The organism is Vibrio marinisediminis, from assembly GCF_014050145.1.
Taxonomy (GTDB): domain Bacteria; phylum Pseudomonadota; class Gammaproteobacteria; order Enterobacterales; family Vibrionaceae; genus Vibrio; species Vibrio marinisediminis.
The window spans coordinates 47,314-73,328 of the sequence record NZ_JACFYF010000015.1 but is presented as its reverse complement, the minus strand read 5'-3'; the positions used below and the strand labels follow the sequence as shown (position 1 = coordinate 73,328).

The window sequence follows — 26,015 nt, the reverse complement described above, 5'->3', positions numbered from 1 at the left end:
ATGCTGGCGTTTTTATTGGCTATGAGCGTAACCAATCGTTATATAACTGTTCACTAGAACCTAGGTATTCAACCATCCACTCAATCATTTTATGATTCTCATCTTTTCGCCATACTAAGCAGCAATGACTGAGCGGCTTATCCTCTGGCAATATTTTTTCCACCAGCAAACCGTCATCAATCAATGGTTGAGCAATGTGCCGCGGCATATACCCTACACCAACACCATTTTTCAGACATTCAATTGCACTATACCAATTAGGTAGGAGTAAACGTCGCTGTTTTGGGTAGTGAACATTATGCCGTTTAGGCAGTACGTTTGAAGTATCGTCTAAGCAAATTGAGGGAAACTGGCTAACAAACTCTTCAGTAAGCACTTGCTCACGTACACAAGGATGGCTAGGTGACATGACAAATGCCCAATCAAGCATCCCCATCTCTTTGACTTCAAAGTCACCACCGACCGGAATCGCCGCCGTTGCGCCAATCACTATATCGGCTCGCCCTTGTGATATTGCTTCCCAAGAACCATTAAACACTTCCATATTGATCTGCAGCTCTGCATGCTCAAAAGTCGCGTAGAATTCATCGATCAATGGCTTCATTTGATCAAGCCTAACCACGTTATCTAACGTTAATTTAAGCGTCTTCTGCCAACCTTGCGCCGCCCGTCTGGTCTGGCTCTTCACTTCTTCCATTTGACGTAACATCGCTCGAGCTTCCGCTAAGAACACTTCGCCAGCCGGCGTTAGCTCTACCTTTCTCGGTAAGCGCTTAAACAGCACCACATCGAGATCTTGTTCCATTTGACGAACACTGTAGCTAATAGCGGATGGCACCTTATGTAGCACTTCAGCCGCGGCAGTAAAACTGCCCAAGCGAGCAACGGTATCAATCATCTTTAACGAGGTTCTAGAAAACACACTCATACGCTGCCTTCAAATTTTTTGATTAATAACCACAAATATTAACGTTTTATTTTATAAGTTTCCAAAAATAGAATGCCAAGCATCTAACAGCCATACCCAAAACGATGGGAGTGGCAAAAATTTATATGTGAATTTTTTTCAACGGTAGCTTTATGAAAGTATCCACTAACGTCTCTAAATTACAGTTGTTCTATCTATCAGCACTTTCAATGCTGGGATTTATCGCAACCGATATGTACCTGCCTGCTTTCAAGATGATGGAAGTTGATTTTGCCACTGGTCCAGAACAAATAGCCCTTTCTCTAACCGTATTTTTAGTTGGTATGGCGAGTGGTCAACTTTTATGGGGTTTAGCGTCTGACAAATTTGGTCATCGCAACACACTAGCGTTAGGTCTGGCCCTGTTCACGATCTCTTCATTGGGTTTAGCATTCAGTGATCAAGTATGGCAACTACTCTCACTTCGCTTTATCCAAGCTATTGGGGTATGTGCACCTGCAGTGATCTGGCAAGCAATGGTCATCAAACGTTACAGCAGTTCTAGCCAACAAATCTTTGCCACCATCATGCCGCTCGTGGCGCTTTCTCCAGCTTTGGCACCTCAACTTGGGGTGTTACTGGCCGATAGTTTTGGCTGGCATAGTATTTTCTACGCATTGACCATCATGGGTGTTGTCCTAGTTTTCGTCACCATGAACCAACAGCAAGATGTGGTAGAAGAAAAACAAACATCAGTGGCTAGCGATATTCGCGCATTACTTAGTTCAAAAACATACCTTGGCAACGTAATGATGTTTGCTACGGCATCGGCAGCATTCTTTGCTTACCTTACCGGTATGCCAGAAATCATGGCGCAATTAGGCTATGACGCTAAAGACATTGGTTTAAGCTTTATTCCTCAAACCATTGCTTTTATGGCCGGTGGTTGGCTCGGTAAAGTCATGGTGGCTAAGTATGGTGATGAGAAGGTTCTACGCCAATTGGTTGGTCTATTCAGCGTCGCATCACTGTTGATCTTCATTGCGTCCCAATGGCAACTGACTTCGATTTGGCCAATCCTTGCTCCGTTCTGCTTAATTGCAGTCGCTAATGGTGCCATGTATCCAATCGTAGTTAACCGTGCTCTTGCAAGTGCTAAGCAAAGCCCAGCCACGGCGGCTGGTTTACAAAATAGCTTACAAATCAGTGTCAGTAGCTTATCTAGTGCGTTGGTGGCGGCGCTTGCAAGCCAAGCTCTACATGCCACGGGCATTGCGATTGTAATCTGTATGCTGGGCATGTGGGTCGGTTATGTAGTGTCAAACCGAGAGCTATCGTCGCACTTCACCACTCCCGATAATGCGCGTGTAATAAGTGAAGAATAACTAAAAAAATGAGCCGCTCTTTGCGGCTCTTTTTCCATTACAGGCTTTTTAGCCCCCACTTCTGAGCGGTCGCTTTAAAAAATCCCTGAGTTTTCTTTAGCTCTACCCAATGGTTAATATAGTTAATCCACACTTGGTCATCTTGCGGTAACAGCATGGCTATAGGGGTGGGTTTACGTGGTTCCTTTACTGGTACAATTGCCAATTGAGAGAATTTTTCTACCAACGTAGCTGCCTCAACATTTGACGTGACGGAAACGTCAGCGCGTCGAGCTAACAATTCTTGAAAATCTCTCGCTGGCGCTTCAATAACGATATGTTGTGCATTAGGGAAAAACTCTTTCACCATTTTCTCTTGCACTGTCCCTAGCGTCGCCGCCACTTTGACTTCTGCATTATCAAAATCACTCCAATCGGAGAACTTCGCCAAGTCTTTCTTTTGCACCACAGGCACAAAGGCAAGATAAAAATATGGTTGGCTGTAACCCGCCACTTTTGCTCGTGACATATTTAATGATGCGCTACCGGTAATATCGTATTTATTCGCGGTGATGCCATTAACCAACGTTTTCCAATCCGTCGCTACATACTCAACTTTAACGCCAAGATCCTTTGCCAATTCAGTCGTCACATCAATATCAAAACCTCGATAACTGTTAGTAGCCGGATCTTTCATCGTCATCGGGTTCCAATCACCAGTGGTACCCACACGCAGTACCCCATTATCGAGGATCTCTTGTAATCGACTCTGAGCATGAGCCATGTGCGTAAAGGCCAATAAGCCAATAACCGTCATTGTGATTAGTTTCTTCATTTCCACTCCCTTGAAAGCTAGGCGAACAATTTATTCTCTTTAATTATTAACCTTTAATTGAACTTCATTGGTAACATAGTAGTAACAAGTACCGTTTTTTCACCAGTTTAGGGAGTAACTGTGAACTATCGACGACTTTGGCCACTCTGTTTACTGTTACTCGGTGGATGCTCAGACTATCAATGGGGATGGTATGTTCTCGATCCGAGTACAGATCAAGGTCGGGTAAATCTTCAATTCTTATTGGGGGGATTCAACGACACAATTCAAATATCGTTACTGAGTATGATATTCGCAATGTCTTTGGGGCTGCTCATCGCTCTGCCTGCTCTCTCTCACAACAAAGCTCTGTTATGGTTAAACCGTCTCTACGTTGAAGTTATTCGCTCTATTCCCGTTTTGGTCCTGTTGCTTTGGGTTTATTACGGAATGCCTACCCTGATGGATATATCACTGAATCACTTTTGGGCTGGCGTAATTGCATTAACGATCGCAGAGAGCGCTTTTATGGCAGAAGTGTTTCGAGGTGGTATACAAGCCATTAATCGAGGGCAGCATGAAGCAGCAGAATCATTAGGGCTGGATTACTGGCATAAAATGCGCCTAGTGATATTACCGCAAGCACTGCGTCAAATTCTGCCACCTCTGGGCAATCAATTTGTTTATATTCTTAAAATGAGTTCTTTAGTGAGTGTGATTGGTCTTAGTGATTTAACCAGGCGAGCCAATGAGCTGGTGGTTAATGAGTACTTACCTTTAGAAATCTACAGCGTTTTAGTTTTAGAGTACCTACTGCTGATATTACTGGTATCACAAGCGGTGCGCTGGTTAGAAAAGCGTATCGCGATTCCCAGCTACTAAGGCAAAAACCACCAGCATAAAAAATGCCGCTCATTAGAGCGGCATTCACAAGTAAATACTCAGTACATTACTTTTTCTTCACCGGTCGCTGCCAACCAGTGATTTTGCGTTCTTTAGCGCGAGTGATGACTAACTCACCTTCTGCCACATCTTTGGTCAAGGTCGTGCCTGCGCCAATGGTTGCGCCATTCGCAATCGTCACCGGTGCAATAAGCTGGCAATCTGAGCCAACAAACACATCATCGCCAATCACGGTTTTAAATTTATTCGCGCCGTCATAGTTACAAGTGATCACACCAGCGCCAACATTCACACGTTGACCTATCTCGGCATCACCAAGGTAAGTGAGGTGGTTAGCTTTCGAACCTTCACCCAAACAAGCGTTTTTCATTTCAACGAAGTTGCCCACATGAGCATGATTATGTAGCTCTGCCCCTGGGCGTAAACGGGTGAATGGACCAACGGTACACTCTTCACCAACGATGGCTCCTTCAATGACGCTGTATGGACGGATCACGGTATTGTCATCGATTTCACAATCTTTCAAAATACAGCCCGCACCAATTCTAACGTTATCACCAATAGAAACGGAGCCTTCAATAATCACGTTCACATCAATTTCAACGTCTAAGCCGCATTGCAACTCACCACGCAGATCAAAGCGAGCCGGATCGCGCAGCATCACGCCTTGCTCTAACAACTTTTGTGCTTGCATTGATTGGTACGCACGCTCTAAACGAGCAAGCTGAGCACGGTCATTTACCCCTTCCACTTCAATCGGGTTAACTGGGTGCACTGCTTCTACCGCACGACCTTCATCGTGTGCCGCGGCAATAATATCGGTTAGGTAGTATTCACCTTGTGCATTCTGGTTATTCAAACCTGATAACCAACGCTTAAGATCACCACCGGTTGCGACCATCACACCGGTATTGATTTCTTTAATTAGCTTCTGCTCATCAGTTGCGTCTTTTTGTTCTACGATCGCTACTACCGGACCGTTCTTACGCACGATACGTCCGTAACCCATCGGGTTATCGAGCACAACCGTTAGCAGTGCAATACCACCGGTTGGTTGAGCATCAAGTAAATTATCAATGGTTTCTGAAGAGATCAGCGGAACATCACCATAGAGAACCAATACTTTTTCATCATCTTCAAATCGAGGAGAAGCTTGATCAACAGCGTGTCCCGTACCTAGTTGCTCAGCTTGCAGTACCCACTGCACCTGCTCTTGTTCAAGTGCAGCTTGCATCTGATCACCACCGTGACCATAGACCAAATGGATATTTTGCGCACCAAGACCCGTACAGGTATCAATAACGTGTTTCACCATAGGCTTGCCTGCTAGCGAGTGCAAAACCTTAGGCATGTTTGAATACATGCGAGTACCTTTACCCGCAGCAAGAATTACAGCACTAAATTTCATGACGAATCCTGTTGGCGTCGATTTTCTAAACTGCGGCTATTGTAAACATCCCGCAGCAAATAGTTAATGCCACAAATAAATTACTCGTACTAAAATGACAAAAAGGCGACCAAACGGCCGCCTTTCTCACATATCAAACACCACTAAACTAAATTAACGGCGTTTCTTAGTCAGCTCGATAACTCGTAGCTGAGCAATGGCTTTAGCCAGTTCACTGGCCGCTTGTGCAAAGTCCATATCGCCATGCTGATTTTGGATATTCTCCTCAGCGCGACGTTTAGCTTCTTCTGCCTTCGCTGCGTCTAGATCTTCACCACGGATAGCGGTATCAGCCAGTACAGTCGCTGTACCTGGCTGAACTTCTACCATGCCACCAGAGACATAAATGAACTCTTCGTGACCGTGCTGTTTCACAATACGCACCATACCAGGCTTAATAGCGGTCAGCAGCGGAGTGTGGCCATGGAAAATACCAAGCTCACCTTCGCTACCGGTCACCTGAAACGTTTCAACGCGACCTGAGAATAATTTCTTCTCAGCGCTTACTACGTCTAGGTAAAAGGTTATTGGTGCCATATCGCCTCCTAGTTAGCCTTATAGCTTCTTCGCATTCTCGATAGCATCGTCAATCGTACCGCAGTACATGAACGCTTGCTCTGGAATGTCATCGTATTCACCAGCTAATAGACCTTTAAAGCCACGTAGAGTCTCTTTAAGAGGTACGTATACGCCTGGGTCACCTGTAAATACTTCCGCTACGTGGTAAGGCTGAGTTAGGAAACGCTCAATCTTACGAGCACGAGATACAACTTGCTTATCTGACTCAGAAAGCTCGTCCATACCTAGAATCGCAATGATATCTTTCAGCTCTTTGTAGCGCTGAAGTGTCTGCTGAACGCCACGAGCTGTGTCGTAGTGATCTTGACCAACAACTAGAGGGTCTAGCATACGAGATGTAGAATCTAGTGGGTCAATCGCAGGGTATAGACCCATTGCAGCGATGTTACGGTTAAGTACAACCGTTGCATCCAAGTGCGCGAATGTGGTTGCTGGAGACGGGTCAGTCAAGTCATCCGCTGGTACGTATACCGCCTGTACAGACGTGATAGAACCTTGACGAGTTGACGTGATACGCTCCTGTAGTACACCCATTTCTTCAGCAAGTGTAGGCTGGTAACCTACTGCTGATGGCATACGACCTAGCAGTGCTGATACTTCTGTACCTGCAAGTGTGTAACGGTAGATGTTATCGATGAACAGTAGTACGTCACGACCTTCGTCACGGAAACGTTCTGCCATCGTTAGACCCGTCAGTGCAACACGTAGACGGTTGCCTGGTGGCTCGTTCATCTGACCGTAAACCATCGCTACTTTTGATTCTTCAGGTTTTTCGATGTTTACAACACCCGCTTCCTGCATCTCAAAGTAGAAATCGTTACCTTCACGAGTACGCTCACCAACACCAGCAAATACTGACAGACCTGAGTGCTGTAGTGCGATGTTGTTGATAAGTTCCATCATGTTAACGGTCTTACCTACACCAGCACCACCGAATAGACCGATTTTACCACCCTTAGCGAATGGACAAATCAAGTCGATTACTTTAACACCAGTTTCTAGCAATGCCGTTTCGTTTGACTGCTCTTCGTAGCTTGGTGCTTCACGGTGGATAGAGTAAACCTCTTCCGCACCGATCTCACCGCGCTCATCAATCGCGTCACCTAGAACGTTCATGATACGACCTAGGGTTTTAGTACCTACTGGTACTGAAATTGGAGCGCCAGTGTTTACAACTTCCACTCCACGACGTAAACCATCTGAGCTACCCATAACGATACAACGAACTATGCCACCGCCTAGCTGTTGCTGAACTTCAAGAACTAAGCGCTCTTTTGAGTCCGTAACGTTTAGAGCGTCATATACACTAGGTACATCGCTCTGTGGGAACTCTACGTCGACTACCGCACCGATGATCTGTACGATCTTACCTGTAGCCATCGTTAATCCTCTAAACTATTTCGTTTGACCTAAGCTTAAACCGCTGCAGCACCTGATACGATTTCAGACAGTTCTTGTGTAATCGCAGCCTGACGGGCTTTGTTGTACACAAGTTCTAAATCTTCAATCAGGTCACTCGCGTTATCCGTTGCAGCTTTCATCGCAATCATTCGAGCCGCTTGCTCACAAGCAAGGTTCTCAACTACACCTTGGTAAACCTGAGACTCTACGTAACGCACTAAAAGTGTGTCCAATAGAGGCTTTGGTTCAGGCTCATAGATGTAGTCCCATGAGTGCTCACGCTGCATCTCTTCGCTGTCCGATTTAGGCAAAGGTAGCAATTGATCGATCGTTGGTTCCTGAATCATGGTGTTTACAAACTTGTTGAAAACAACATATAGACGATCCAGTTCACCGTCATCGTATTTCTTAAGCATTACGCTAACAGAACCGATTAAGTCTTCTAGGCTTGGGCTATCGCCCAGACCTGAGACTTGCGCAGCGATTTTCGCACCGCTGCTTTTGAAAAAACCAGTCGCTTTAGAACCAACTACTGCTAGTTCAACTTCTGCGCCTTGTTCTTTCCAAGCCTGCATATCAAGAAGGGCTTTTTTGAACACGTTAATGTTCAAACCGCCACACAGGCCTCGGTCTGTAGAAACGATGATGTAACCAACACGCTTGGCTTCACGCTCTTCTAGGTACGGATGTTTGTACTCTAGATTTGCATTTGCCACGTGACCGATCACTTTACGCATTGTTTCAGCATATGGACGAGATGCTTCCATTGCGTCTTGAGAACGACGCATTTTTGAAGCGGCTACCATTTCCATAGCTTTCGTAATTTTCTGCGTGCTTTTAACACTACCGATTTTATTACGTATCTCTTTTGCGCCGGCCATCGTTACTCTCCATTAGTAGGCGGCATTACTGCCACCGACCTATTACCAAGTTTGGGTTGCTTTGAAGTCGTCAGTCAGTTTCTTCAACTGAGCTTCGATTTCATCGTTGTAAGCACCCGTCTTGTCGATCTCAGCTGCAAGTTCAGCGTATTGACCGCGAGCGTACGATAGTAGAGCAGCTTCAAAATCAAGCAATTTGCTGATTTCAACGTCTGCTAAGTAGCCGCGCTCTGCCGCAAAGATTACTAGTGCTTGATCAAATACTGAGAATGGAACGTATTGCTTCTGTTTCATTAGCTCAGTAACTTTTTGACCGTGGTCTAGCTGTTTCTTTGTTGCTTCATCAAGATCAGACGAGAACTGTGCGAATGCCGCTAGTTCACGGTACTGAGCTAGTGCAGTACGGATACCGCCAGATAGCTTCTTGATGATTTTCGTTTGCGCAGAACCACCTACACGAGATACTGAGATACCTGGGTCAACAGCTGGACGAACACCTGCGTTGAATAGCTCAGTTTGTAGGAAGATCTGACCATCGGTAATCGAGATTACGTTAGTCGGTACGAATGCTGAAACGTCACCTGCTTGAGTTTCGATGATAGGAAGAGCAGTCAAAGAACCAGTCTTACCTTTCACTTCACCGTTAGTGAAACGCTCTACGTACTCTTCGTTAACACGAGCTGCACGCTCTAGTAGACGAGAGTGTAAGTAGAATACGTCACCTGGGAATGCCTCACGGCCTGGTGGACGTTTTAGTAGTAGAGAGATCTGACGGTAAGCGACAGCTTGCTTAGATAGGTCATCATAAACAATTAGTGCGTCTTCGCCGCGATCGCGGAAGTATTCACCCATTGCACAACCAGCGTAAGGCGCTAGGTATTGCAGTGCCGCAGACTCAGAAGCAGATGCAACAACAACGATAGTGTTCGCTAGTGCGCCGTGCTCTTCTAGTTTGCGTACTACGTTAGCGATGGTAGAAGCTTTCTGACCAATAGCTACGTAGATTGAGAAAATACCAGAGTTTTTCTGGTTGATGATCGCATCGATCGCCATCGCTGTTTTACCAGTTTGACGGTCACCGATAACAAGTTCACGCTGACCACGACCGATAGGGATCATTGAGTCAACTGATTTGTAACCAGTTTGTACAGGCTGATCTACCGATTTACGGTCGATTACACCTGGTGCGATAACTTCTACAGGTGAAGTCAATTTAGCTTCTAGTGGACCTTTACCATCAATAGGCTCACCTAGTGTATTCACTACGCGACCTAGAAGTTCTGGACCAACTGGCACTTCAAGAATGCGACCAGTACCTGTAACTTTCATGCCTTCCTTAAGGTCAGCATATGGGCCCATTACAACCGCACCAACCGAGTCACGCTCAAGGTTAAGTGCTAGTGCATAACGGCCACCCGGTAATTCAATCATTTCACCTTGCATCACGTCCGCTAGGCCGTGAATGCGGATGATACCATCGCTTACCGATACGATAGTACCCTCGTTGCGAGCTTCACTAACAACTTCGAAAGATTCGATACGTTGTTTGATTAGATCGCTAATTTCCGTGGAATTAAGTTGCATGCTCCAATCCCCATTAAGACTGCAATGCATCGCTCAGGCGGTTCAAACGACCTCGCGCTGAGTCATCGATGACTAGGTCTCCGGCTCGAATAATTACCCCACCAAGTAGGGCCTCATCTACACTGCAATTCAGCTTCACTTTACGCTCTAGGCGTAGCTCAAGTTTGCTGCTGATATTTGCGAGTTGTTCACCAGATAGTTCAAACGCTGAAATTACTTCAACATCAATTTCTTTCTCGTGCTCTTTCTTCAATATGAAGAATTGCTCACAAACGTCAGGAATAGCCGTTAGACGACCATTCTCAGCCATTACCTTCATCAGGTTTTGACCGTGCGCATCCACTTGATCGCCACAAACAGCAACAAATATTTCAGCCAGTTTATCGGCAGACATAGAGCTGGTTAACAGCTCTTTTACTTGTTGGTTTTTGGCAACTTCAGCAGAAAAAGATAGCATTTGACCCCATTGGTCAAGCTGGTCTTTTTCCACTGCAAAGTCGAAAGCTGCTTTAGCATAGGGGCGTGCGATAGTAGTCAAATCAGACATATGCGCCCCCAGACTTAAAGTTTTGCAGTAATGTTGTCGAGAATATCTTTTTGCGCATTGATATCAATCGTACGCTCAAGGATTTTCTCAGCACCAGCTACAGCCAGAGTTGCAACTTGTTTACGCAGATCATCGCGCGCACGGTTGCGTTCAGCTTCTAGTTCAGCTTCAGCTTGAGTAAGAATGTTCTGGCGTTCTGCCTGAGCTTCTTCGCGAGCCTCATCTAGAATTTGAGCTTTACGCTTATTCGCTTGCTCAATGATCTCAGTTGCTGTGCGCTTCGCTTCTTTCAATTGATCAGAAGCGTTGGCTTGTGCTAGATCCAAGTCTTTAGAAGCTCGTTCTGCCGCTTGTAGACCGTCAGCAATTTTCTTCTGACGTTCTTCAATTGCACTCATCAATGGTGGCCATACATATTTCATGCAGAACCACACAAATAGAGCGAACGAGATTGCTTGACCTAGCAGAGTTGCGTTCATATTCACAACAGCTACTCCCTTTTAAGAATCAACTACAAAAATACAATTAACAGAGTTGTTAATTAGCCTGCTAGTTGACCAACAAATGGGTTTGCGAAAGTGAACAGTAGCGCGATTACGATACCGATCATTGGAACCGCATCAAGTAGACCCGCGATGATGAACATCTTAACTTGTAGCATAGGAGCCATTTCTGGTTGACGTGCTGCACCTTCAAGGAATTTACCACCAAGAATGGCGAAACCAATCGCTGTACCAAGAGAAGCAAGACCGACGATAAGACCTACGGCGATTGCAGAAAAGCTCAGTAAAGTTTCCATTACTATCTCCAATTTATAGTTGTTGGCTTAGTGCCCAAATAAAAAGCTTAAAAAATTAATTAATGATCACTGTCTTCGTGCGCCATTGACAAGTAAACAATTGTCAACATCATGAACACGAAAGCTTGAATCGTAATAACCAAGATATGGAAGATTGCCCACGGTAGTGAACCCATCCATTGTAAGTACCATGGTAGCATTGCCGCACAAAGAATGAATACAACCTCACCAGCAAACATGTTACCAAATAAACGCATACCAAGTGATAGAGGTTTCGCTAATAGCGATACCACTTCAATCAATAGGTTAAATGGAATCATAACTGGGTGATTGAATGGATGTAATGCCAATTCCTTTGCAAAGCCACCTAGACCTTTCACTTTGATGCTGTAGTAAATCATCAGAGCGAATACGCCTAGTGCCATAGCCATGGTGATGTTCACATCAGCTGACGGTACCACTTTTAAGTAAGGGATTCCGAGCCAATGTTCTGCTGGGTAAGGTAAGAAATCGATAGGAACTAAGTCCATCACGTTCATTAAAAATACCCAACAAAAGATAGTTAGTGCTAAAGGCGCTATCAGAGGGTTGCGTCCATGGAACGTGTCTTTGACGTTTTCCGCGACAAATTCAACGATCATTTCTACAGCACACTGAAGCTTACCCGGTACACCTACTGTTGCTTTCGTCGCTACCTTGTAAAATATTCCGAGGAAGATTAAACCAGTAAACCAAGAAAATAACAGGCTATCGATATGTACATTCCAGAAACTTGCTTCTTCCGCTACTAAACCTAACTTAGCTAAAGAGAGGTTAGAGAGGTGGTGGGCAATATATCCGGATTGTGTTAGCGCTTCACCTGGCGCAGCCATAACTCATCCTATTTTTTGTTGTTTATGAATAGCACTGGCGCACAGATATTAATACCTAGAGCCAGCAAATAGGTTAGTTTTAGGGGAACAAGTTCCACCTGTGTATACATGTAGACATAAGAAAAAAGTGCGACTGTGATAAGGATTTTAAGTGTTTCACCCGTATAAAACGATGCGGCCACTTTCTTTGCCGCGCGAGCTCCACTAAACATGAAAGCACACAAAGCAAACACTGCATTAGCCACGACAAATATGCCGCCACCAATTAGTGCAGAAATTCCCCATTCAAAATCCACAGTTGCAGCCATTCCCACTGCCACTAACGTAACCACGCCAAACTGGATCATTAACAATCGCTTAGCAAGCTCTCGTCCTGGTCTAGCTAACGCAGCTACCATGTATTCATACCTCTAGTAAAATCCACAGCGATTACTTCCTGGCTGGGGAAATTGGCAAAAATTATACGGTCAGTCGAATCGAATGCAATTAAAATGCATCAAAAACTTACAATTCTGTTTACAAACCGACAACTTTTGCATAAAAATCAAATTTTATAAAATTTGACGAAGATCAATTATCTCATCTAGCTCTGTAACTTGGCAATTAATTGCGCCAATCTTTGAGGTTCGTCAACATTTATCGTGACTTTCGCCTTTCCGTTATTGGTACGCACAATTGTCACCTTTGATCCGAGTATTTCACTCAATTCCTGTGACATTTGTTGTGTCTCAGTGTCTTCTTGTTCTGTTTTTGTCTCAACAGCTGGATTTAAACACTTTTTGACTAATTGCTCAGTTTGGCGAACGGTCATCTGCTTCTTAGCAACCTGCTCAGCGATATTAACTTGCTGTTCGCCCTCAAGCGCCAGCAGCGCTCTAGCATGCCCCATATCTAGCAGATTACTTGCAACCATACTCTTTACATCATTTTCGAGCTGATTTAGACGCAATATGTTACTTACAGCAGCGCGTGACTTACCAATCACGTCAGCAACTTGTTGATGAGTTAGTGAAAACTCATTTTGAAGTTGATCAAGCGCTACCGCTTCTTCGATCACATTCAGATCTTCACGCTGAATATTTTCGATCAATGCCATTGCGATCGCTTGGCGATCTTCCACATTCTTAATCAAACATGGTACATGGCTCAATCCCGCTTTACGCGCAGCGCGCCAACGACGTTCACCAGCAATGATTTCGAACTTGTCGATATCTGTCTGACGAACCACGATTGGCTGAATGATGCCTTGTGATTCAATCGAAGCTGCCAGTTCTTCTAGCGCTTCTTGTTCCATCTCTTTACGCGGCTGATACACTCCAGGGCGCAAAGAACTAATATTCAATTCGGTCAGTTGACCGTTGCTCGACCGCTCTTGGCTCAAATTCACTGCCTGTTGACGTTCTCGTGCCAACGAACTGGTAGAAAGAAGCGCATCAAGCCCTTTACCTAAACCACGTTTAGACATGAATTCAGATTCCTTAAGTTAGTTTTAAGCAGGTAATTCTTCACGACGAAGCATTTCCCCAGCGAGAGCTAAATACGCTTTAGCGCCGGCGGAATGTTTGTCGTAGTACATAGCAGGTTTGCCGTGACTTGGGGCTTCTGCTAAGCGAACGTTGCGAGGAATAACAGTGCGGTACACCTTGTTACCAAAGTGCTTTTTCAATTGATCGGATACTTCATTGGATAGCCGGTTTCTCGGGTCATACATAGTACGTAATAACCCTTCAATTTTGAGATTCTCGTTAACAACAGCGGCTAGCTTGCTAATGGTATCCATTAACGCGGTTAAACCTTCTAGTGCAAAGTACTCACACTGCATTGGCACTAACACAGAATCTGCTGCGGCCATGGCATTGATTGTAAGAAGGTTTAGAGACGGAGGACAATCAATAAAGATGAAATCATAGTTATCGCGAACCGACGCAAGCGCTTGCTTTAAGCGAATTTCGCGTGCAAACACTTCCATCAGTTTGATTTCAGCAGCGGTCACATCCCCATTCGCGGCAATTAAATCATAATGCCCCGTCGTCTTGGTAATAACCACATCGTTAAAGGCGACATCTTCAACCAAAAGCTCATACGCGGTGGCATCCACTTGGTATTTGTCGACACCGCTAGCCATGGTCGCATTGCCTTGTGGGTCAAGATCAATAACCAATACCTTGCGTTTAGTTGCGGCCATAGACGCAGCTAAGTTAATACAAGTCGTTGTTTTTCCAACACCGCCTTTTTGATTGGCAATGGCTACTATTTTTCCCACGCTCTACCTCGCTATTATTCCTTGCGCGATAAGATTACTAGATGACGCTCGCCTTCCAATTGAGGAACTTTCAAAGGTTTGATATCGATCACACAACACCACTCTGGAAGTTCAGCAATCTCATCTTGTGATAATTGCCCCTTTAACGCGAGAAAGCGTCCGGTGTGCTCTTTAGGTAAGTGATGACACCACTCAACCATGTCCACCATAGAGGCAAATGCTCTGCTTAGTACACCATCAAACTTGTCTTCAGGTTGATACTCTTCAACTCGACTTTGAATCGGCGTCACGTTTTCAATTTTCAGCTCGTGGATAACTTGTTTGATAAAGCGAATGCGTTTACCAAGACTATCCAATAAATGAAATTCTTTGTCCGGATGCATAATGGCAAGTGGGATACCTGGTAACCCAGGTCCAGTACCCACATCAATGTAGCGCTCACCAGGTAGGTGAGAGCTCACAACAATGCTGTCTAAGATGTGTTTTACCACCATCTCGTTGGGATCACGCACTGAGGTCAAGTTATAAGCTTTGTTCCACTTGTTAAGCAGTTCAACATAGCCCACTAACTGTTCACGTTGACGTTCTGAAACGCTTAATTCTGTTTGTAGAATCAGTTGATCAAGTTTCTGGCGTAATTGTGACATTAAGCGTCCTCACCTTTTTTCAGCAAACCTTGTTTTTTCAGGTGCACAAGCAAGATTGAAATCGCAGCCGGCGTGATTCCTGAAATACGCGATGCAATACCAATGGATTCAGGTTTCGCTTCAGACAATTTCAACACCACTTCATTTGATAAACCACTAACAAGCTTGTAATCAAGATCAGCAGGCAGTTTCGTGTTCTCATGACGTAGAGATTTCTCGATCTCGTCTTGCTGACGCTTGATGTAACCTTCGTACTTAACTTGAATTTCCACTTGTTCAGCCGCTTGTTGATCTTCTAGCGCTGGTTGGAATGTTTCAAGCTGAGTTAATTGTGAATAAACGATCTCTGGACGACGCAACAGATCTTCACCGCTAGCTTCACGTGCCATCGGCGTTTTCAATAATGCGTTTAGAGCATCCACACCTTCTGACTTAGGATTCATCCAAGTCTCTTTTAGGCGTTGGCGTTCTTTCTCAATATTGTCGACTTTTTCGTTGAAGCGAGCCCAACGAGCATCATCAATCAAACCAAGCTCACGTGCTTTCTCAGTCAAACGTAAATCGGCGTTATCTTCACGCAGCAATAAACGGTATTCAGCGCGAGAGGTAAACATACGGTAAGGTTCTTTGGTACCCATGGTTGATAGATCGTCAATCAACACACCCACGTATGCTTGGTCACGTCGAGGGCTCCAGCCTTCTTTGTCTTGGCTGAATAAGCTAGCGTTAAGACCGGCCATTAAACCTTGCGCTGCCGCTTCTTCGTAACCGGTAGTACCGTTAATCTGACCTGCAAAGAACAGACCAGAGATAAATTTATTTTCGTAGGTTTGCTTCAAATCGCGTGGATCGAAGAAATCGTACTCAATGGCATAACCAGGACGAACAATATGCGCGTTCTCAAAACCTTTCATTGAGCGAACGATTTGCACTTGGACATCAAACGGCAAGCTGGTGGAGATACCATTCGGATATAATTCTGTGGTGGTTAAACCTTCTGGCTCAATAAAGATTTGGTGGCTATTTTTATCAGCAAAACGCATCACCTTATCTTCAATTGATGGGCAGTAGCGTGGACCAATACCTTCAATCACGCCGGCGTACATAGGGCTACGATCAAGGTTGTTGCGGATCACATCGTGAGTACGCTCATTGGTATGAGTGATAAAACACGGGATCTGACGCGGATGCTGGCTACGGTTACCCATGAATGAGAAAACAGGAGTTGGGTTATCACCATGCTGTGCTTCTAGTACCGAAAAATCCACACTACGTGCATCGATACGCGGTGGAGTACCGGTTTTTAGACGATCAACACGTAATGGCAGTTCACGCAGTCGATGAGCAAGTGCGATCGATGGAGGATCGCCTGCGCGGCCACCTGATGAACTTTCCATACCAATATGGATCTTGCCACCAAGGAAGGTGCCAACGGTCAATACAACGGCTTTGGCGCGGAATTTAAGCCCCATTTGCGTCACAACACCTACGGCTTGATCATTTTCAACAATCAGATCGTCTACCGCTTGTTGGAACAGCGTTAAGTTAGGTGTGTTTTCTAAAACATCGCGAACAAAGGCTTTGTATAGCGCTCGGTCAGCTTGCGCACGTGTCGCACGTACTGCTGGACCTTTAGAAGCATTCAATGTACGAAATTGAATACCAGAATGATCAATGGCTTGAGCCATTAAGCCACCCATAGCATCCACTTCTTTTACTAAATGCCCTTTACCGATGCCACCAATGGCAGGGTTACAAGACATTTGTCCTAGCGTGTCAATGTTATGAGTCAATAAGAGGGTTTTTTGCCCTGTACGCGCAGATGCGAGTGCGGCTTCCGTTCCTGCATGACCGCCACCAACAACAATGACGTCAAAGTTTTCGTGATAAAGCATGAACTGACCTCTGGTATTCAAGAAAAGTCGGACAGATAAAAAAGAGCGATATTCTACCTGCTTTCTAGTAGAGAGAAAAACGCTTTGTGCTTTTTAAATTTAGCAGTGCAAAGTTAATATATATAAGATCTATATATATGATCTTTTATTAGATCTATTATTAGGATCGACGATCTCTGTGGATAACTAATAAATGATCAACAAGATCATGGATCTTCTTCGGATCATATCATGTGATCTTACCTTGATCAGATCGAGGATTACCTGGGATCAAAATGGCTAGTTATACACAGGGGTCTGAAACGATCAAAGTTGTTATTGGGATAACTATAGGTTAATCACCGGATAAACGTATAGTTATACACAGTTCAACTGCTTGTTTTTTGTTCGATCAGTCACTCTTTTAACGAGCGACTCTATCCACAGGACAAAAAAAAGGCCAGCTTAGCTGACCTAATACCATCCATTGATCTATCAAAATCGGTCAATTTGCTCAATCAACCACTCTTCAACAGCCTCTTCTGGTACTGAATGTGCGAGTATATCGACAGTAAAACAGTCGCTGATTGGCGTGCCACCAATGTCTTCTAGTAGTTCGTAGGCGTGTTTACCCGCTGCGCAAAAGGTATCGTAGCTAGAATCACCAATGGCAATGACGGCATATTTCACTTCAGCCATGTTCGGTGGTGTCGTTTGTAGTGATTGAATGAAAGGTCGAATATTGTCAGGGTAATCCCCAGCGCCATGGGTTGAAGTGACGATCAACCAAGTACCTTGTGTGGAGATCTCATCTAGTTTTGGTTGATTATGGATAGTCGTTTTTAGCCCTTTTTCCAGCAACAGATCACTTAGATGATCGCCCACATATTCTGCGCCGCCTAAGGTGCTGCCTGTGATGATGTGAATCATGCTCTTTTGGTTCCTTACGATTGCGAATGCATTCAGACAATGCACAATGTAGAAAAGAAAAACGCGCACTCTAGGTGCGCGTTGTCGTTAATTATTTTCCAATACAGAAAGAAGAGAAGATGCGACCGAGTAAGTCATCAGAGCTAAACTCACCGGTTATCTCATTCAGATGTTGCTGAGCAATGCGCAGCTCTTCTGCAAGGATTTCTCCCGCCATGTAGCCTTCTAGTTGTTGCTGACCAATGTCGAGGTGCTCAGAGGCACGCTCAAGCGCCTCAAGGTGGCGGCGACGGGCCATAAAGCCACCTTCATGCCCACCAGCAAAACCCATACACTCTTTCAAGTGGTTACGTAGAGCATCAACGCCTTCACCCGTTTTTGCTGATAAGCGGATCAAGGTTGGGGAATTGACATGGCAGATACCCAGGTCTTCACCTGTTTGATCCGCTTTATTGCGGATCACTGTCATGCCAATGCTGTCAGGTAATCGATCGACAAAATCAGGCCAAATTTCTTTTGGATCGGTTGCACCTGTTGTGGTGCCATCAACCATAAATAGAACTCGGTCTGCTTGGGCTATTTCATCCCAAGCCCGTTCAATACCAATTTTTTCAACTTCATCGGAGGCGTCGCGCAGACCTGCAGTATCAATAATATGCAGTGGCATACCGTCAATATGGATGTGCTCACGCAGTACGTCACGCGTTGTCCCTGCGATATCAGTGACGATGGCAGACTCTTTACCTGATAGAGCATTGAGTAGGCTTGATTTACCTGCATTCGGACGACCAGCAATCACTACCTTCATCCCTTCACGCATAATAGCGCCTTGGTTGGCTTCTTTGCGTACTGCCGCTAGGTTGTCGATGATAGCTTGCAGATCAGCAGACACTTTACCATCGGCCAAGAAGTCGATCTCTTCTTCGGGAAAATCAATCGCCGCTTCAACGTAAATTCGCAGATGGATCAGTGAATCAACCAGAGTATTAATACGTTGAGAGAACGCACCTTGTAGCGATTGCAATGCTGATTTAGCCGCTTCTTCAGAACTGGCGTCAATTAAATCGGCAATGGCTTCAGCTTGGGCAAGGTCGAGTTTGTCGTTCAAGAAGGCACGTTCTGAGAACTCACCAGGGCGTGCAGTGCGGATCCCATCCACTTTTAGGATTCGTTTGATAAGCATGTCCATAACCACGGGACCACCGTGTCCTTGTAGCTCAAGGACATCCTCACCAGTAAAAGAGTGTGGGTTCGGGAAATAGAGCGCAATGCCTTGGTCTAGCTGGTTGCCTGCATCGTCACAAAATGGCAAATATTCTGCGTAACGAGGGCGAAGCGTTTTACCTGTCACTTCGAGCGCAACTTTTTCCGCAAGAGGACCTGAAACGCGAATAATACCGACACCGCCACGACCGGGCGCAGTAGCTTGGGCGACAATGGTATCTGTAGTCATAAAGTGTGCCTATGATTGAACGGCTCAATGGAGCCTAAATAATGCGATTAGCTGAATTGTAATCAGCTGCAATAAAAAAGGCGACCTTTTGGTCGCCTTTGTTTTGGATTAGAACTTACTTAGTGTGTAAGCCTTTCTTTTCCAGAGACTTGTAAATCAGTGACTGCTGGATAAGTGTAACGATGTTTGATACCAACCAGTACAGAACCAGACCTGATGGGAAGAACAGGAAGAAGAAGGTAAACATAACCGGCATAAAGGTCATGATCTTCTGCTGCATAGGGTCTGTAACTGTTGTTGGGCTCATTTTTTGAATCATGAACATCGACGCACCCATCAGTAGTGGCAAGATGTAGTATGGGTCTTGCGCTGATAAGTCGTGAATCCAACCGAAGAATGGTGAGTGACGTAGCTCAACCGACTCCATAAGTGCCCAGTATAGAGCAATGAAGATAGGCATCTGTAGAATCAGAGGTAAACAACCGCCTAACGGGTTTACTTTCTCTTTCTTGTACAGTTCCATCATTTCTTGGCTCATACGCTGGCGGTCATCGCCAATACGCTCACGCATTGCTGCCAACTTAGGTTGTAGCATGCGCATTTTAGCCATTGAGGTGTACTGAGCTTTTGTTAGCGGGTACATCGCACCACGAACAACAAATGTTAGTAGCATGATAGCTACACCCCAGTTGCCAACGAAACCATGAATCGTTGATAGCAACCAGTGTAGAGGTTTAGCGATAAACCATAACCAACCGTAATCGACAACTAGGTCTAGGTTTGGTGCTACTTCAGCCATTTGGTCTTGAAGTTTTGGACCTACCCATAGTGTTGCTGTCATTTCAGCGTTTTCGCCATTCGCGATTGTTTTGTTTGGCATACGAACACCGATGTCCGCTAGGTTGCCAATTACGCGAGTGTATAGGTTAGTACCTGGTTCATCACGAGGAATCCAAGCTGTTGCGAAGTAGTGCTGGATCATCGCTGCCCAACCTTGACCATCAGTCAGGTTGATAGACAGGTTGCGATCTTGCATATCATCGAAGCTGTATTTTTTGTACTTGGTATCTTCTGTAGAGTATGCACCACCGCGGTATGTTGGCATCGTGATGCTGCCGCCGTCATCCATTACGTTTTGACGTAGGTGAGCGTACATACCGAAAGTCGCGTTGTTACCAGAGTTGTTCACTACATCGTATTCAACGTCAACAGCGTAGCTGCCACGTTTTAGAATGAACGTTTTAGTGTACTCAATGCCATTTGCAGCGTAAGTCATAGGAACGCGTAGTTCATCTTGACCTTCAGCTAGTTTGAAGCTGTCTGCGCTAACGGCGTAATGAGGGCGGTTTGTGCTGCTAAGGTCAATACCTTGTGGACCCACAAGACCACTTTGTGCAATGAACTGGTGACCAGCTTCATTCTTAAGTAGTTCAAATAACGCAGTTGAATCTAGTTCAGCACTGTATTTGTTAAGGTCTGCCTGAACAATATCACCACCAACCGTATCAATAGACAGAGTTAATACATCCGTTGTTACAGTAATCGCTTTCGCTGTTGCCTGCTGAGATGGCGCAGGGTCAAGCTCATCGGCAAAAGATGGTGCAGGTAGGGAACTGCTTGATTGAGCCTGTTCAATCGCTTGAGGAGCTGGATTCTTAGCTACATTCCATTGCTGGTAAAGTAGGAAGGAGACCAAAGCCAATGCGATTAACAGGATATTACGTTGAGAATCCATCGTTATTTATCTCTGTCTTGTTTTTGAACTGGTGGAACGGGGTCAAAGCCCCCTTCATTTAGAGGGTGGCATTTTAATAGACGTTTGCTAGATAACCAACATCCTTTTACAAAACCGTGAGCTTTCAGTGCTTCTACAGCGTAAGTTGAGCATGTTGGGTGAAAACGACACCGTGGTCCGATAAGCGGACTAATAAGACCTTGATAAAGTCGGACTACTCCGATTGCTAGCCACGTGATGGGCGAGACAGTCGTTGCCATAGCTTATCAAACAATTGGAACATTTCATCATTGGTTAAATCTTGTGCGCTTTTCTTCGCAATAACAACAAAATCTTTATTTGGAAGGTTATGTTGATTGTTGCGGAAGCTTTCACGTGCAAGACGCTTGAAGCGGTTACGACCGACAGCAGTTTTGATTTGCTTTTTCGGAACGGCTAAACCTAGTCTAGGATGAGATAGGTCATTATTGCGTGCAATGATGGTGAAGTGAGGTGAGCCTGCTCGGTGAGCTTGCTGGAAGACTTTTTTATAATGCTCGGGAGTTAACAAACGTAACTCCCGATTGAACGCGTACGTATTCAAAATAAACTAATGATTATTTTGACAGGCGCGCACGGCCTTTAGCACGACGTGCATTAATTACTTTACGACCGTTCTTAGTTGCCATGCGTGCACGGAAGCCGTGAGTACGCTTGCGCTTTAGAACTGTAGGTTGAAAAGTGCGTTTCATGATAATTACCTTACTGATCAGTAGTTTTAGGTTCTTTAGTTAACCCGGCGTGGGCGTGTAGTCTTCTTTATATATACAGAGGACAACCGACGCCTCTCAACAAAGAGGCGGAATTGTAATCACACTCACAAATTGTGTCAACGACTCATGTGTGTGAAATTCCGCGTCGGGCGATTATACGTAGTGTGAGCAAAATCTCAAGGATCATACGATCCTTATGCTGGATCTTTACTCAATTCCTACTTGATTGAGGAATTTTTTCAGTTTTGGATCGCGTGGATGGTTAAAAATAGCCTCTGGCGATCCTTGTTCAACGATATTTCCCTCAGCCATGAAGATCACCCGATCGGCAACCTCCTTGGCAAATTGCATTTCATGAGTGACCACCAGCATGGTTTGATGTTGGTTAGCTAACTGTTTCATCAAATTCAGTACTTCACCAACCCATTCAGGATCCAGTGCTGAGGTCGGCTCATCAAATAACAATAATTCTGGCTGCAGCGCCATCGCACGACCAATGCCAACTCGTTGTTGTTGCCCGCCAGATAATGCGGCTGGGTAGCTGTCGCCTTTATCGCTTAGCCCTATGTCGTCTAAGATTTGCTGTGCACGGGCTAAAGCATCGGATTTTTTCCAACCTCGTACCGTAATCAAACCTTCAGCGATGTTTTGCCTCGCGGTCATATGAGCAAAAAGCGCGTAGTTTTGAAAAACAAAACCGGTTTTACGACGTAAGGCGAGCACTTCAGCTTGAGTGTGTTTCTCACTATCAACCGACACATCATCAATGGTAATAATGCCTTGATCGGCTTGCTCAAGAAAATTGACACAGCGCAGTAGCGTTGATTTACCCGTACCACTAGAGCCAATGATAACGATGATCTCACCTTTTTTAATCGTAAGATCAATGCCTTTTAATACTTCGGTTTCGCCAAAGCGTTTATGAATATTGTTCAGTTTGATCATCGTTGATATGCCTTGTTTAACTTCGCTTCAGCCCAAATTTGTACCCGAGTGAGAATGACGACGACTCCCCAATAAATCAGAGCGACAGCTAAGAACGCTTCGAAAAAACGGAAACTGGATGAAGCTTCCATTTGTGCCTTGGCCATGATTTCTGCCACACCTAGTGTAAATGCCAGCGATGTAGACTTAATCATGTCGATGAAATAGTTCATTAAAGAAGGCAGCGCGACACGGGTAGCTTGTGGAAGAATAATTCGGCGCATCGCTTGAGTTTTTGTCATACCTACCGACAAGCTTGCTTCCATTTGGCTTCGGTCAATGCCGATAATGGCGGCGCGAATGCTCTCTGCCATGTAGGCAGCAAAGTGTAAGGTTAAACCGATCACTGCGGCACTAAAGGCATCGATTCCGACCATAATAGGGAAAACTTGAGGTAGACCGTAATAGAGCAGGAATAGCTGTACTAATAATGGCGTGCCACGGAAAAAGCTGATGTAGAGCTGGCTGAGTTGATCCAGTACTGGGATACGAAATACGCGAATATTGGCTAATATGACGGATAAAATCAGTGAAAACACTAATCCCCATGTCGCCATTTCCATGGTGGTGCCAAGATACTTAAGCAGAATCGGCATCAGCTCCAGCATGTAATTAAAATCGAATCCCATAAATATTATCCAGAAAAGAAAAGGTGGAATACCATTCCACCTTTACAGTTACGACAAGTGGTTGATGAATCTAGTGAGTAATGTCGGCACCAAACCATTTTTCAGAGATGGTCGCTAATGTGCCATCTGCGCGCATCTCACCCAGCGCTTTGTTGACTTCAGTTTGCAGTTGTTGACCACGCGCGTTATTCACAAATGGCCAAGCATTTTGAATAGTCTCAAACGGTTCACCTGCGAGCTCTAATGGTAGACCGGTTTTTTTGATCAGTTCCAATGCCGACAGTCGATCCATAACAAAAGCGTCTGCTCGACCAAGCGCGACATCGTGTTCAATACCGGTGTCGTAAGTCTTAATATTGATCTGCGAGTCTTTATCGTATTGGCGCAGCAGTTGCTCAAAGTTTGAACCTAGGTTTACCGCCACGGTTTTACCTGCTAGATCGTCGATTGACTGAATGGTGTTATTGCCTTTACGAACCGTAATTTGTGCACCATCCACTACGTATGGGTCAGCAAACAAGTATTTTGCTTTGCGCGCATCGGTAATAGTGATTTGGTTAGAAATGGTATCAATGCGTCCGGTTTCAAGCAGACCAAATAATCCTGAAAAACTGGCCGTGACATACTCAACTTGGTAGCCATTGCGTTTACCTATCTCATCCCAAAGGTCAACTTCAAACCCCTGCAGTTTGTCTTTTTCAACAAAAGTAAATGGGAAGTAACGGCCAGACATACCAACCTTAACTTCATCAATCATGGTTTCAGCCGAAGCTTGGATAGCCGCAGTCGAAAGGGCGATGGTCGCAATTGTTGTTTTTATCCAGTTTTTCATATTACATCCTCATAAATTTATGGTTTCGAATACTACATACGAGATTTAATTTAGATAAATAACTAAGAGCGATAACCTAGACGGCTTAGTAATAAGTTTATTAATTGAGCAGTAAAATTGATGACAGTTCAGGGATGATCCAACGTTGTGGATAAGCAGGTAAAAAATAAACGCCATTCACAGAGTTATCACCAAAAGCAGGATCTGTGTAAAAAAGGGCAAATGTGGATCAATTTGTGGGTAAAAAAGGGATTAGGTGTGATGATCCGTCGAATAATTACCAGGAAATTGTGAATAACTTAGATCTTATTCACTGGATCATCGATCAATTGCTGGAGATCTTGGTTATCAACAGGTAAAATCGCTCCTCTTTTCCGATCAATTATCTCGAGTGGGGTTCCTGTGTCATCTTCGCTTTGGTTGCAATGTTTGCAACAGCTTCAAGAAGAACTACCAGCTACAGAATTTAGTATGTGGGTACGTCCGTTACAGGCGGAGCTTAATGACAATACACTCACTTTGTTTGCACCTAACCGTTTTGTTCTGGATTGGGTTCGCGATAAGTATCTCAATAGCATCAATCGTCTACTGCAAGAGTATTGTGGTAACGATATTCCCAATTTACGTTTTGAAGTAGGGAGCCGTCGCATCGTCGCGCCGACACCGGCACCAAAACGTACACCAGCAGATGTAGCAGCTGAATCTTCAGCGCCAGCACAGCTGCAAGCGCGTAAGCCGGTACATAAGACGTGGGATGATGATGCACAGGCGATGGCAAACATAAATCACCGCTCGAATGTGAATCCGAAACACAAATTTAATAACTTCGTTGAAGGTAAGTCGAACCAACTGGGTTTGGCTGCTGCACGCCAAGTGGCTGATAATCCAGGAGCCGCATACAATCCATTGTTTTTGTATGGTGGTACGGGTTTAGGTAAAACGCACCTTCTGCACGCTGTGGGTAATGCCATTGTCGACAATAAGCCAAACGCGAAAGTGGTTTACATGCACTCTGAGCGTTTTGTGCAAGATATGGTAAAAGCGCTGCAAAACAACGCGATTGAAGAGTTTAAACGCTACTACCGTAGTGTGGATGCATTGCTTATCGATGACATTCAATTTTTTGCTAATAAAGAGCGCTCTCAAGAAGAATTTTTCCATACTTTCAACGCACTGCTTGAAGGTAATCAACAGATCATCCTAACTTCAGATCGTTATCCAAAAGAGATCAACGGTGTTGAAGATCGCCTAAAATCACGCTTTGGTTGGGGCTTAACGGTTGCGATCGAACCGCCTGAATTAGAGACTCGCGTAGCTATCTTGATGAAGAAAGCAGAAGATCACCAAATTCATCTTGCTGATGAAGTGGCGTTCTTTATTGCGAAACGTCTACGTTCAAATGTTCGTGAGCTTGAAGGCGCATTGAACCGTGTTATAGCGAATGCCAATTTTACTGGTCGTCCTATCACTATCGACTTTGTTCGTGAAGCATTACGCGACTTATTAGCATTACAAGAAAAGCTAGTGACCATCGACAACATTCAGAAAACGGTTGCCGAATACTACAAAATCAAAGTGGCTGACTTATTGTCTAAACGCCGCTCTCGCTCGGTTGCTCGTCCTCGCCAATTGGCAATGGCACTGGCAAAAGAGCTGACAAACCATAGCTTGCCTGAAATTGGCGATGCGTTTGGTGGTCGTGACCACACAACCGTATTGCATGCATGTCGTAAGATCCAGCAATTGCGTGAAGAGAGCCACGACATCAAAGAAGATTACTCGAATTTGATTCGTACCCTTTCTTCTTAATTCGCTGTA

At 44.8% G+C, this 26,015-nt stretch carries 28 protein-coding genes; 3 read left to right on the top strand and 25 right to left on the bottom strand.

Translation table 11 applies throughout. The features are described 5' to 3' along the window. Positions 1-19: 19 nt before the first annotated feature. Positions 20-922 carry a DNA-binding transcriptional activator PunR gene (punR, locus tag H2O73_RS17635; RefSeq protein ID WP_182110254.1) on the bottom strand — a complete coding sequence of 301 codons (903 nt, stop codon included), beginning with the start codon at positions 920-922 and terminating at the stop codon, positions 20-22. A gap of 158 nt (positions 923-1,080) precedes the next feature. On the opposite strand from punR, the gene punC reads away from it, so the two are divergent. Then, positions 1,081-2,292, top strand: coding sequence for a purine nucleoside transporter PunC (gene punC, locus H2O73_RS17630; protein WP_182110246.1), 1,212 nt, complete (start codon positions 1,081-1,083; stop codon positions 2,290-2,292). Between the two features lie 37 nt (positions 2,293-2,329). Here punC and H2O73_RS17625 read toward each other — a convergent pair whose 3' ends face one another. Beyond that, positions 2,330-3,106: a transporter substrate-binding domain-containing protein gene (locus tag H2O73_RS17625; RefSeq protein ID WP_182110245.1), complete on the bottom strand. Its 777-nt coding sequence runs from the start codon at positions 3,104-3,106 to the stop codon at positions 2,330-2,332. 120 nt (positions 3,107-3,226) lie between these two features. On the opposite strand from H2O73_RS17625, the gene H2O73_RS17620 reads away from it, so the two are divergent. Next, on the top strand, positions 3,227-3,967 hold the full coding sequence (locus H2O73_RS17620) for an amino acid ABC transporter permease (RefSeq protein ID WP_182110244.1): 741 nt from the start codon (positions 3,227-3,229) through the stop codon (positions 3,965-3,967). Between the two features lie 67 nt (positions 3,968-4,034). Here the strand turns inward: H2O73_RS17620 and glmU are convergent, their stop codons facing one another. The 23 genes from glmU to H2O73_RS17505 all read right to left on the bottom strand — a co-directional run bounded on the left by glmU (position 4,035) and on the right by H2O73_RS17505 (position 24,197). Continuing rightward, complete coding sequence (gene glmU / locus H2O73_RS17615) at positions 4,035-5,396, bottom strand: bifunctional UDP-N-acetylglucosamine diphosphorylase/glucosamine-1-phosphate N-acetyltransferase GlmU (protein WP_182110243.1); 1,362 nt, start codon at positions 5,394-5,396, stop codon at positions 4,035-4,037. A gap of 153 nt (positions 5,397-5,549) precedes the next feature. Further along, the gene (locus H2O73_RS17610) at positions 5,550-5,972 is read right to left on the bottom strand and encodes a F0F1 ATP synthase subunit epsilon (RefSeq protein WP_182110242.1); all 423 of its coding nucleotides are present in this window, start codon (positions 5,970-5,972) and stop codon (positions 5,550-5,552) included. Positions 5,973-5,990: 18 nt separating this feature from the next. Further along, positions 5,991-7,394, bottom strand: coding sequence for a F0F1 ATP synthase subunit beta (gene atpD / locus H2O73_RS17605; RefSeq protein ID WP_182110241.1), 1,404 nt, complete (start codon positions 7,392-7,394; stop codon positions 5,991-5,993). 35 nt (positions 7,395-7,429) lie between these two features. Beyond that, positions 7,430-8,296 (bottom strand): F0F1 ATP synthase subunit gamma, encoded by an 867-nt coding sequence (gene atpG / locus H2O73_RS17600; RefSeq protein ID WP_182110240.1) that lies wholly within the window; start codon positions 8,294-8,296, stop codon positions 7,430-7,432. Positions 8,297-8,338: 42 nt separating this feature from the next. Then, positions 8,339-9,880, bottom strand: a complete 1,542-nt coding sequence (atpA, locus tag H2O73_RS17595) for a F0F1 ATP synthase subunit alpha (protein WP_182110239.1) — start codon at positions 9,878-9,880, stop codon at positions 8,339-8,341. A gap of 13 nt (positions 9,881-9,893) precedes the next feature. Next, positions 9,894-10,427 (bottom strand): F0F1 ATP synthase subunit delta, encoded by a 534-nt coding sequence (gene atpH, locus H2O73_RS17590; protein WP_182110238.1) that lies wholly within the window; start codon positions 10,425-10,427, stop codon positions 9,894-9,896. Positions 10,428-10,441: 14 nt separating this feature from the next. Then, the gene (atpF, locus tag H2O73_RS17585; protein ID WP_182110237.1) at positions 10,442-10,912 is read right to left on the bottom strand and encodes a F0F1 ATP synthase subunit B; all 471 of its coding nucleotides are present in this window, start codon (positions 10,910-10,912) and stop codon (positions 10,442-10,444) included. A 56-nt stretch (positions 10,913-10,968) separates the two neighbouring features. After that, positions 10,969-11,226, bottom strand: a complete 258-nt coding sequence (atpE, locus tag H2O73_RS17580; protein WP_182110236.1) for a F0F1 ATP synthase subunit C — start codon at positions 11,224-11,226, stop codon at positions 10,969-10,971. A gap of 59 nt (positions 11,227-11,285) precedes the next feature. Beyond that, complete coding sequence (gene atpB / locus H2O73_RS17575) at positions 11,286-12,098, bottom strand: F0F1 ATP synthase subunit A (protein ID WP_182110235.1); 813 nt, start codon at positions 12,096-12,098, stop codon at positions 11,286-11,288. A gap of 8 nt (positions 12,099-12,106) precedes the next feature. Further along, the gene (locus tag H2O73_RS17570; RefSeq protein ID WP_182110234.1) at positions 12,107-12,496 is read right to left on the bottom strand and encodes a F0F1 ATP synthase subunit I; all 390 of its coding nucleotides are present in this window, start codon (positions 12,494-12,496) and stop codon (positions 12,107-12,109) included. Positions 12,497-12,681: 185 nt separating this feature from the next. After that, complete coding sequence (locus H2O73_RS17565) at positions 12,682-13,563, bottom strand: ParB/RepB/Spo0J family partition protein (protein WP_182110233.1); 882 nt, start codon at positions 13,561-13,563, stop codon at positions 12,682-12,684. A 24-nt stretch (positions 13,564-13,587) separates the two neighbouring features. After that, a complete protein-coding gene (locus H2O73_RS17560) occupies positions 13,588-14,361 on the bottom strand; it encodes a ParA family protein (protein ID WP_182110232.1) in 774 nt (257 codons plus the stop codon). 14 nt (positions 14,362-14,375) lie between these two features. Further along, positions 14,376-15,008 (bottom strand): 16S rRNA (guanine(527)-N(7))-methyltransferase RsmG, encoded by a 633-nt coding sequence (gene rsmG, locus H2O73_RS17555; RefSeq protein WP_182110231.1) that lies wholly within the window; start codon positions 15,006-15,008, stop codon positions 14,376-14,378. Further along, positions 15,008-16,903, bottom strand: coding sequence for a tRNA uridine-5-carboxymethylaminomethyl(34) synthesis enzyme MnmG (gene mnmG, locus H2O73_RS17550; protein WP_182110230.1), 1,896 nt, complete (start codon positions 16,901-16,903; stop codon positions 15,008-15,010). Before mnmG ends, rsmG begins: the two co-directional genes overlap by 1 nt. 474 nt (positions 16,904-17,377) lie before the next feature. Beyond that, entirely contained in the window at positions 17,378-17,812 is a 435-nt protein-coding gene (mioC, locus tag H2O73_RS17545) for an FMN-binding protein MioC (RefSeq protein ID WP_182110229.1), read from the bottom strand. A 91-nt stretch (positions 17,813-17,903) separates the two neighbouring features. Next, positions 17,904-19,265 carry a tRNA uridine-5-carboxymethylaminomethyl(34) synthesis GTPase MnmE gene (gene mnmE / locus H2O73_RS17540; RefSeq protein WP_182110228.1) on the bottom strand — a complete coding sequence of 454 codons (1,362 nt, stop codon included), beginning with the start codon at positions 19,263-19,265 and terminating at the stop codon, positions 17,904-17,906. A 115-nt stretch (positions 19,266-19,380) separates the two neighbouring features. Further along, positions 19,381-21,000 (bottom strand): membrane protein insertase YidC, encoded by a 1,620-nt coding sequence (gene yidC / locus H2O73_RS17535; protein ID WP_182110227.1) that lies wholly within the window; start codon positions 20,998-21,000, stop codon positions 19,381-19,383. Positions 21,001-21,002: 2 nt separating this feature from the next. Then, the gene (gene yidD, locus H2O73_RS17530; RefSeq protein ID WP_182110226.1) at positions 21,003-21,260 is read right to left on the bottom strand and encodes a membrane protein insertion efficiency factor YidD; all 258 of its coding nucleotides are present in this window, start codon (positions 21,258-21,260) and stop codon (positions 21,003-21,005) included. Further along, on the bottom strand, positions 21,227-21,550 hold the full coding sequence (gene rnpA, locus H2O73_RS17525; protein WP_246335962.1) for a ribonuclease P protein component: 324 nt from the start codon (positions 21,548-21,550) through the stop codon (positions 21,227-21,229). The genes yidD and rnpA overlap by 34 nt, the downstream gene beginning before the upstream one ends. Positions 21,551-21,596: 46 nt before the next feature. Then, complete coding sequence (gene rpmH, locus H2O73_RS17520) at positions 21,597-21,731, bottom strand: 50S ribosomal protein L34 (RefSeq protein ID WP_005378825.1); 135 nt, start codon at positions 21,729-21,731, stop codon at positions 21,597-21,599. 228 nt (positions 21,732-21,959) lie between these two features. Then, positions 21,960-22,697: an amino acid ABC transporter ATP-binding protein gene (locus tag H2O73_RS17515; protein ID WP_182110224.1), complete on the bottom strand. Its 738-nt coding sequence runs from the start codon at positions 22,695-22,697 to the stop codon at positions 21,960-21,962. Further along, positions 22,694-23,365, bottom strand: coding sequence for an amino acid ABC transporter permease (locus tag H2O73_RS17510; protein ID WP_182110223.1), 672 nt, complete (start codon positions 23,363-23,365; stop codon positions 22,694-22,696). Before H2O73_RS17510 ends, H2O73_RS17515 begins: the two co-directional genes overlap by 4 nt. A 70-nt stretch (positions 23,366-23,435) precedes the next feature. Next, entirely contained in the window at positions 23,436-24,197 is a 762-nt protein-coding gene (locus H2O73_RS17505) for an amino acid ABC transporter substrate-binding protein (protein WP_182110222.1), read from the bottom strand. 402 nt (positions 24,198-24,599) lie between these two features. Between H2O73_RS17505 and dnaA the strand changes: the two genes are divergently transcribed. After that, entirely contained in the window at positions 24,600-26,006 is a 1,407-nt protein-coding gene (gene dnaA, locus H2O73_RS17500) for a chromosomal replication initiator protein DnaA (protein ID WP_182110221.1), read from the top strand. Positions 26,007-26,015 lie beyond the last annotated feature (9 nt).